Source organism: Anaeromusa sp. (assembly GCF_028691475.1).
In the GTDB taxonomy this organism is placed as follows: Bacteria; Bacillota; Negativicutes; order Anaeromusales; family Anaeromusaceae; genus Anaeromusa.
In genome coordinates this window covers 34579-42069 of the sequence record NZ_JAQUZF010000011.1, presented here as the reverse complement: position 1 = coordinate 42069, position 7491 = coordinate 34579, and the positions used below count along the sequence as shown (strand labels likewise).

Here is a 7491-nt window from a genome sequence, read left to right as displayed (position 1 = left end):
CCGCATTCCGGACATACGGAGGTGTAGATTTGGACACTCTGCGAGATGACCTTGCGTCCTTCCGCCTGAGCCGACGATTGTTCCCGCACTACGTGCTCCTGCTCATGAGAGCTAACCGCGGCGGCGGCATTTTCCGGCGCAATATGCGTAGGACTCTTAAAGGAAACCCCAGGATCATCCGAGCCATCCTGGTAGGTTCGATTCTTGCAGGTCTGACACTCAATCTGCCCCACCTGCTTTAAACGCCGCACCTCCGGATCCGCCCAACTATTCTTAGCAGCCTCGGACAACTCCAGTTTGTATGCCGGGCCAATCTGAGCCAGCCAGCTATTGTCTTGCCCCGCCGGAGAAACGCCGGACAAAGGCGTGTTTTGTCCCTGCCGGTTTAGCCCCTGTATATTGCCGCTCGGTTGCGGTTGAATCAATAAGCCAGCCATGTCCTCTTCCTCCCTGCTGCATACACTACGTAATAATATATCGAGTACTCTTTTCGTTTTCTAAACATATTTTTCACATAAACTTCTAACATTGTCAGCCCCCTTATTTCGGGGCATAATAATAGTACTACATTCCTTATTTACCAGGAGGCCTGCCACATGGAACGTCTTTTTCTAAATCTCGGCATTCAGTGCACGGAAAATGGTTTATGGAAGGAAGCGGAAGAAGCTTTCTGCAAAGCGCTGGAACTGAACCCCAACTATGCGCACGCTTATAGCAACTTAGGCTTCGTCCTGCAACAAACCCGGCGTTTCGCCGAAGCGGAAGCCTGCCTGCGCAAAGCCCTTGCTCTTGATGCAAAAATGGTCAGCGCTTACAACAACCTGAGCCTACTGCTGATGGACACCCGCCGTTGGGATGAAGCAGAGAAGGTGTTGCGTCAGGCAGTGCAGCTTAGTCCCAAAACTGCTGAGCTACATAACAACCTAGGCTCTGTTTATCTGGAAACCGGCCGCCCCCGTCAGGCGGAAACCTCCTTTCGGCAGGCCGTCAAAGTCACCCCCTCTTTTGCCGAAGCCCATTACAATCTAGGCTGCCTCTTTAAAAGTCTGGGCCGCTTGGAAGCGGCCGAAGACTCCCTGCGGCGAGCCTTAAAATGGCAACCGCAATACGCTGACGCTCAATTCGCCCTGGCGACGCTCTATTTGCTGCGCGGCCAGTTCACCAAAGGCTGGCAAAGCTACAACGCTCTGCGTATGCGGCAGCACGCCGCCCGCGCCGCTTCTTTGCCCCGCTGGCAAGGAGAAGATTTGACCGGCAAAAGACTGCTTCTTTTTTACGAGCAAGGCTTTGGGGACACCCTGCAGTTTTGTCGCTATATCCCCCAGGCAGCAGCTCAAGCCGACCAGACTACTGTCTGGGTGCAGCCGCAGCTGCAACGATTGCTGCAGGCCTCTTGGCCGCAGCTAGACTTTTATTGCGGTGAAGAAGCGCCGGCGCAGGAGTTTGACTATGCCTGCGCTTTGCCTAATCTCCCCATGGTCTTTAGCGCCGACAACGACACGTTATCCGGCGTCCCTTATCTTAAAGCGCCAGCTGCAGACTGCCTACAAAAAGCAACCTGGCTTAAAGACCCCACCACAGCGGACACATTCAAAATCGGTTTAGTTTGGGCGGGAAACCCTCAGCATCACAACGACAGTAACCGTTCCTTGCCCTTGTCATCCTTGTCTCCGTTGTTTTCACTGCCGGGAATTTCTTGGATCAGCTTGCAAGCGCAAATCCCCGCAGAAAGCACGACTGCTTGGCCGGAAAGTCTTTTAGACGCTTCCGGTCAATTGCAGGATTTTGCGGCTACAGCAGCGCTGCTTGCCAATTTGGATTTAATCATCACTGTCGATTCCGCCGTAGCTCACCTAGCCGGCGCTTTGGGCAAGAATACCTGGACATTGATTCCCTTCGCGCCGGACTGGCGCTGGCAGCTCAAACGCACAGACAGCCCTTGGTATGCCTCGATGCGCCTCTTTCGGCAGCCTAAACCGGGAGACTGGCAAACGCCGCTTGCTGCTATACGACAGGAACTGGAGAAATACGAGACACAAGCTTTTGAACAAGAGTAAGGGGAGTAAAGTGAGGGCACGACGAAGTTAGGAATGGGGAGTAAACAAGAGAATCGGAGAATCTGAGGGTTCGAATGAGGGCTGCAAATATTTTGAACCGGAACAGAGTGAGTAGAATGAGAGTACATGGGTATGACGAACAGCGATTTGTCATTCTGATTCAAAAGCACGAGGAGCCGCGCAATTGCGCGGCTCCTCGTAGTTATACGATTCAATTGTCCGCTTCGGTCAATGGCCGCAGGGTTTTGCCGTACTTGATGCGCCACCAGGACAATCCCCGGGCGGAATCCACTTCCATGCGTATCTTTTCCGCGTCCGGCGGGGCAATGCCCGCCCGTGCCGAATGAGGCTCGCAGCGTTCGCCGCTGTCGGCATCGCCGATATAATCGGCGGTAATCCAAAACCCGTAGTTGATGCCAAAGGAGCTGCCCCGCGTCAAACTAGGACCGATTGCATAGTACTCGAAGCCTGGAGGCGCAATAAGCTCCATCAAGGTCGCCGTCAGATTAATATGACTACCTGCCGCCGTTTCGGGAACGGCCTCTTTATGAATTCCTTTGCCATATACCACCAACGGAATGGCATAACGCTCATACATTGTCGGATTAACATCGAGGTTCAAACGATCTGCGTGATCGCCAACGATCACAAAAACACTGTCCGGATACCGTTTCTTAGCTTCCGCCACAAACTGAGACAGCATTTTATCGGCGTACCAGAAATGGCCCAGCTTTTTCACCATTTCCGGATCCTGCTTGGCTTTTTCCGGCAAGATCGCCTCCATGGCCGCCCGATCATAGCCTTCCGCATCCAAATCCACCGTATACGGAGAATGATTGGATACATTCAAGATCATATGAAAGCCCGGCTGGTCATCCTGGATACGCCCCAAGACACCCTGGTAAAGATCTCGGTCGTCGCAGCCCCAGACATTGCCGCTTTCACTGGCTAAATCCCCTTTACCATAAAAAGCGTCAAAGCCTTGGGCCAAGGTAAATTCTCTAATTTTCTCCCACGAAGAGGGGCCCGCATACCAAAAATCGCTTTTATAGCCTAGACGCTTCATTTGCGCCGCCAAGGCCGTGCTATAGGATTCTTGGTAGGCATCCGGCAATTGGTTCAAATACAAATTGGCATCGGCAAAGCCGGCCACAATTCCCATAACGCCGGAAATCGTACTCAGGCCATTCGGCAGCAGATTGGGTGAATACGCAGCATTATCCTGCTCTATAATCCGCTTGACCCCATTGGCGATATTTAGATACTTGTACTGCGGCAGCAGCGGCCAATTGGCATAGCTCTCACTGACAATAAAGAACACATGCCTCGGCGGCGCAGCTTGTCCTACTACGACCTTGCGGCGCAGGAAATCATCGATCTCCTTTGAGTCCACCTCGCGCCCTGCCACATAATTTCCATAAGCTCCAAGCTTTTGAGGGTCCATAAACAAGCCGGTAGACGAGGCAATGCGCTCATGCAAAATATACGCTCGATAAAGCGCATGCATATCATCCAAAATGGCTTCATTGAGAAGCTGATCCCGCGTAACGCCTGCATTTTCCCAGTCAAGATTATGAATATCATCCATCGTACCGCCGTAGGATACAAAAATAGCGAAATAATACACCCCTACAAGCAGCACCGCACGCAGAGATAAATTCAAATACCACCGTGGCAGCTTCGGAAAAGAAAAAGTCCCCGCCGTCAGCAGCCGCTTGAGCAGCCGGCACAGCGCCCAGGCTGTCGCGCAAGCCAACACAAAGCGCAACGGCAGATTGTACTGCTCAATAACCGTATAAATAATGGCCATCACATCATCATGCACCGTGTTGAACAGCAATTGATTAAAAGCCACGCGAAATTCCTGGTAGTACGGCAGCCGAGCATGAAACAAAAAGCTCAGAACCACCACATAGGCCGCTCCCAAATAGTAGCGCAAATGTTCCAGCCGCCGCCAGGGGAAAATAAGCCGTAAACCAGTACAGCATAAAAGGGGCGCCAAAATCAACAAGCCAGTGCTCTTCAAGCTAAGACGCAAGCCATAATATAAGGCAGTTCCAATGTCTTCCCATGTAGCCGCATCACTCATAAACGAATGCAAAATGACGATGAAGGCAATGCGAAACAGAGTAAACAGCGCTAGGACGAAAACAAACAATTTGCAGTCCTGCTGCAGTTCTCTAAAGAACTCATCCCAACTTGCAAGTTTAATCGCAAACCCAACCTTTCTCGCAACCGCCGCAAGGTATGCCGCCAATAAAAACGGCATCTTGAGGCAGTACAAGGGTATTTCTGATAACGCTTCGATCTATTATACCAATAAACCATTCCGCGCGCAGTCCTCTTTTGCAAAAAACATTCTTAAGGACAAAGATTAACAGGAGTACAGGGAGTAGAGGGAGGGCTCCGAGGTTTAGGATTGAAGGCTGCGCCGGCGGCCGTGATTGTATTTGAGACTTTTATTGGAGCAAGACGGTCCGCAGGACGCAAAAGCAGGGGAATGCGGATCACAGTTTCGCCTGTTTGAGCGCAGCGAGTTAAGAAACTGCCGTCTTCCCCTGCTTTTGCGAGGCACGCGCAAATCTTGTCTCAAATGCAAGCATGCCGCCCATTTATTAAGACTTGATACAGTAAAAAAAGCCATGGCAAAGAGCAAGCCCTTTGCCATGGCTTTTCTACGTATGCGTCTCAATCAGACTGGGGACAATACAAATACTTCTCAACAACCCATCCTTCCATCCCTTCCAGACTCTTGTCTGCAGCCCGCACGACCAGCACCCGAACATAACCATTTACCTGGCAGGGATTGCGATTATATAGGTACTGCACAACGTCTTTTTTCACTAAAACGCCAATCACGGCACTCTCCAAGTTTGGCGCCGTGCGTAAATTCACCTGGTCTACTGAAACAATACCTGCTGCAGCCGCTTGCACCGTCCCTTGCTGCCCGCCCATGCCAGCCAAGCAAAGTATCATTAGGATCATCAGCGTCCAATATTTCATTTTTGACACCTCTTGCTGTTCTTTATGGTTTATATATTCTTTTTTACACACCCAAAACCCTACTAACTCCGAAAATTACAGCTATTTATTTTCCTCCTGCCACACCTCATAAAGTAGTTTGTTTTTCCCTTGATGCTTCACTTGATACATCAACGCATCGGCATACTGTACCAGATCATCGATGGATCGCGGCGACTGCTGACAAGTAACAGCGCCCACGCTGAAGGTCACCGGCCAACCGGCTGTGTCCATGCGCTGTTGCAGACGCTCGCGCAGGCGTTCCAGCACGCCTTGGGCCACTCTATCCGTTTCCGGCAAAAGCAGCGCGAATTCGTCTCCCCCCAGCCTCGCAACGATGTCACTTTGGCGCACCAGTTCGGTAAGCGCCGCAGCAATTTCACACAGCAACTGGTCCCCCGCCTCATGGCCTCTCGTATCATTGACTCGCTTAAAATGATCCACGTCAATATAGCACACTGTTAGAGGGTGTCCATAGCGCCGGCTGCGCTGCAATTCTTTTTCCGCCATGGTAAAAAACGCCCGCCGATTATATAAGCCTGTCAAAGCATCACAAAACGCAGACCGCTCTATCATTTCATAGGCAAGACGCAACCGGCCTGTTACTTCAGCCACAGCCAGAAAAAAGACGGCATGGTTCACGGAAGCCCAATATACGCCCCATGGCAGCTTATAAACATAGTCATCCAGCCAATCAGCCACCCCCCACGAGGCTACCGCCAAAAAGGCTGCGCTGCGTCCCCAGACAATCCCCAGTCTCCAAGCGGCCAGCCCTACAGGCAGTAAATAAAAGATAGACAAATCAATCTCATGAATGGTCAAGTGATCCAAATAGGCAATGCCCGCAAGCAACATACACAAGCCCGCAAAATAGGCTGCGCGCGTTCTGTCAAAATCAGCCGCCACTATTTCCGCCTCCTTGCCGTACGAGTTTTCCAGCGATATATCTCAACTTCTACTTTACCAAATAAAAACAATTTTTCCCATAAAAAAGGCAAACCCGCTGCGACTTAGGATTCAATCTGTACTTATAGGAAGGCGCAGATGTATAATAGACACGATGTATTTTCTTTGATCCACCGCAATGAGAGGATGAACACCATTTTGGATAAAATTACGCTCCTCATCCCCTGCTATAATGAGCAAGAAGTTTTGGAACAGCTCTGGCTGCGCTTGAACACAATTCTCGGTGAAATTTCCGCCGTCTCCTTTGAAATTCTTTTCATCAACGACGGCAGCACCGACAATACACTGCATGTTATCAAGAAGCTCGCGGCTCAACATCCGCAGATTTCTTATTTGGATTTGTCCCGTAACTTCGGCAAAGAGCTGGCTATGATTGCTGGTCTTGATTACGCCGACAGCGACGCCGTGATCATTATGGATGCCGATTTACAGCATCCTCCGGAGCTCATTCCGGAAATGATTGCCTACTGGAAAGAAGGCTATGACGATGTCTGCGCCAAACGACGCCAGCGCACCGGCGAATCCTTTATCCGCCGCTGGGCGGCCAATACCTTTTACAGCCTGCTGCAAAAAATATCCACCATCAAAATTCAAGAGCATGTAGGCGACTTCCGTTTGCTGGACCGCCGCTGCGTGGAAGCTATCAAATTGATGCGCGAAACCCAGCGCTATACCAAAGGCATTTTCAGCTGGATCGGCTACCGCAAAAAAGAGATTCTTTTCGACTCTGCGCTGCGAGCCGCAGGTACAACCAAATGGAGCTGGCTGAAACTAATCAATCTGGCAATTGAAGGCATTACCTCCTTCACTACCTTCCCTTTGCGCCTTTCTTCCATTGCCGGCTTGGTCATTTCCCTCATCTCCTTTGCTTATATGGGCTGGATCATTTTCAACACCCTAATCTTTGGCGATCCTGTACAAGGTTTCCCCACACTGGTGTCGATCATCTTGTTCTTGGGCGGCATCCAGCTTATTTTTCTGGGAGTCATCGGCGAATATCTGGCGCGGGTTTTTAACGAAACCAAGCGACGCCCCTTATATCTTGTAAACGAGTACAACGGCAAAAAAAGCCTCTACCGCCGTGACCGCCTGCATTTTGAAGACCAGGGAGAGAATTGACTTGAAGCTATGCAAGATAAGCCAAACCAGTTCCTATATTGTTTTTGGCCTGCTGACCACATTGGTCAATTTTATTGTTTACCTGTTTTTCACCAAGGTCATTCCCTTGGACTACAAAATCGCAGCCTCTCTGGCTTGGATTCTGGCAGTCCTTTTTGCCTTTGTCACCAATAAGTTCTACGTCTTCCAAAGCCGCAAAACCGATATCGCCCTTCTCTGCAGAGAGTTTTCCAGTTTTCTCTTTTTCCGAACCCTTTCGTATTTTGCTGATATTCTTTCGATGATTATCATGGTCGAAGCACTGCTCATCCCTGATGCCGCAGCGAAA

General features: G+C 50.5%; 6 protein-coding genes and 1 pseudogene. 3 read left to right on the top strand and 4 right to left on the bottom strand.

Features of this window, described 5'->3' with window-relative positions; all coding sequences use genetic code 11:
* A pseudogene (locus tag PHF27_RS03180) lies at positions 1-437 on the bottom strand (hypothetical protein); the annotation flags it as partial.
* A gap of 159 nt (positions 438-596) precedes the next feature.
* Between PHF27_RS03180 and PHF27_RS03175 the strand changes: the two are divergent.
* Positions 597-2057: a tetratricopeptide repeat protein gene (locus PHF27_RS03175; RefSeq protein WP_300065894.1), complete on the top strand. Its 1461-nt coding sequence runs from the start codon at positions 597-599 to the stop codon at positions 2055-2057.
* A 211-nt stretch (positions 2058-2268) separates the two neighbouring features.
* Here the strand turns inward: PHF27_RS03175 and PHF27_RS03170 are convergent, their stop codons facing one another.
* The 3 genes from PHF27_RS03170 to PHF27_RS03160 all read right to left on the bottom strand — a co-directional run bounded on the left by PHF27_RS03170 (position 2269) and on the right by PHF27_RS03160 (position 5984).
* Positions 2269-4215 carry an alkaline phosphatase family protein gene (locus PHF27_RS03170; RefSeq protein ID WP_300065891.1) on the bottom strand — a complete coding sequence of 649 codons (1947 nt, stop codon included), beginning with the start codon at positions 4213-4215 and terminating at the stop codon, positions 2269-2271.
* A gap of 530 nt (positions 4216-4745) precedes the next feature.
* Positions 4746-5060, bottom strand: a complete 315-nt coding sequence (locus tag PHF27_RS03165; RefSeq protein WP_300065889.1) for an SH3 domain-containing protein — start codon at positions 5058-5060, stop codon at positions 4746-4748.
* 81 nt (positions 5061-5141) lie between these two features.
* On the bottom strand, positions 5142-5984 hold the full coding sequence (locus PHF27_RS03160) for a GGDEF domain-containing protein (RefSeq protein WP_300065886.1): 843 nt from the start codon (positions 5982-5984) through the stop codon (positions 5142-5144).
* 138 nt (positions 5985-6122) lie between these two features.
* On the opposite strand from PHF27_RS03160, the gene PHF27_RS03155 reads away from it, so the two are divergent.
* Positions 6123-7163, top strand: coding sequence for a glycosyltransferase family 2 protein (locus PHF27_RS03155; RefSeq protein ID WP_300065883.1), 1041 nt, complete (start codon positions 6123-6125; stop codon positions 7161-7163).
* A partial coding sequence (locus PHF27_RS03150; protein WP_300065899.1) for a GtrA family protein occupies positions 7126-7491 on the top strand: 366 nt, incomplete at its 3' end. The genes PHF27_RS03155 and PHF27_RS03150, both read left to right, overlap by 38 nt.

Bases quoted from the DNA above. Each gene is read 5' to 3' on its own strand.
- PHF27_RS03175 (WP_300065894.1), top strand. From the start codon at position 597: ATGGAACGTCTTTTTCTAAATCTCGGCATTCAGTGCACGGAAAATGGT.
- PHF27_RS03165 (WP_300065889.1), bottom strand. From the start codon at position 5,060: ATGAAATATTGGACGCTGATGATCCTAATGATACTTTGCTTGGCTGGC.
- PHF27_RS03155 (WP_300065883.1), top strand. From the start codon at position 6,123: ATGTATAATAGACACGATGTATTTTCTTTGATCCACCGCAATGAGAGG.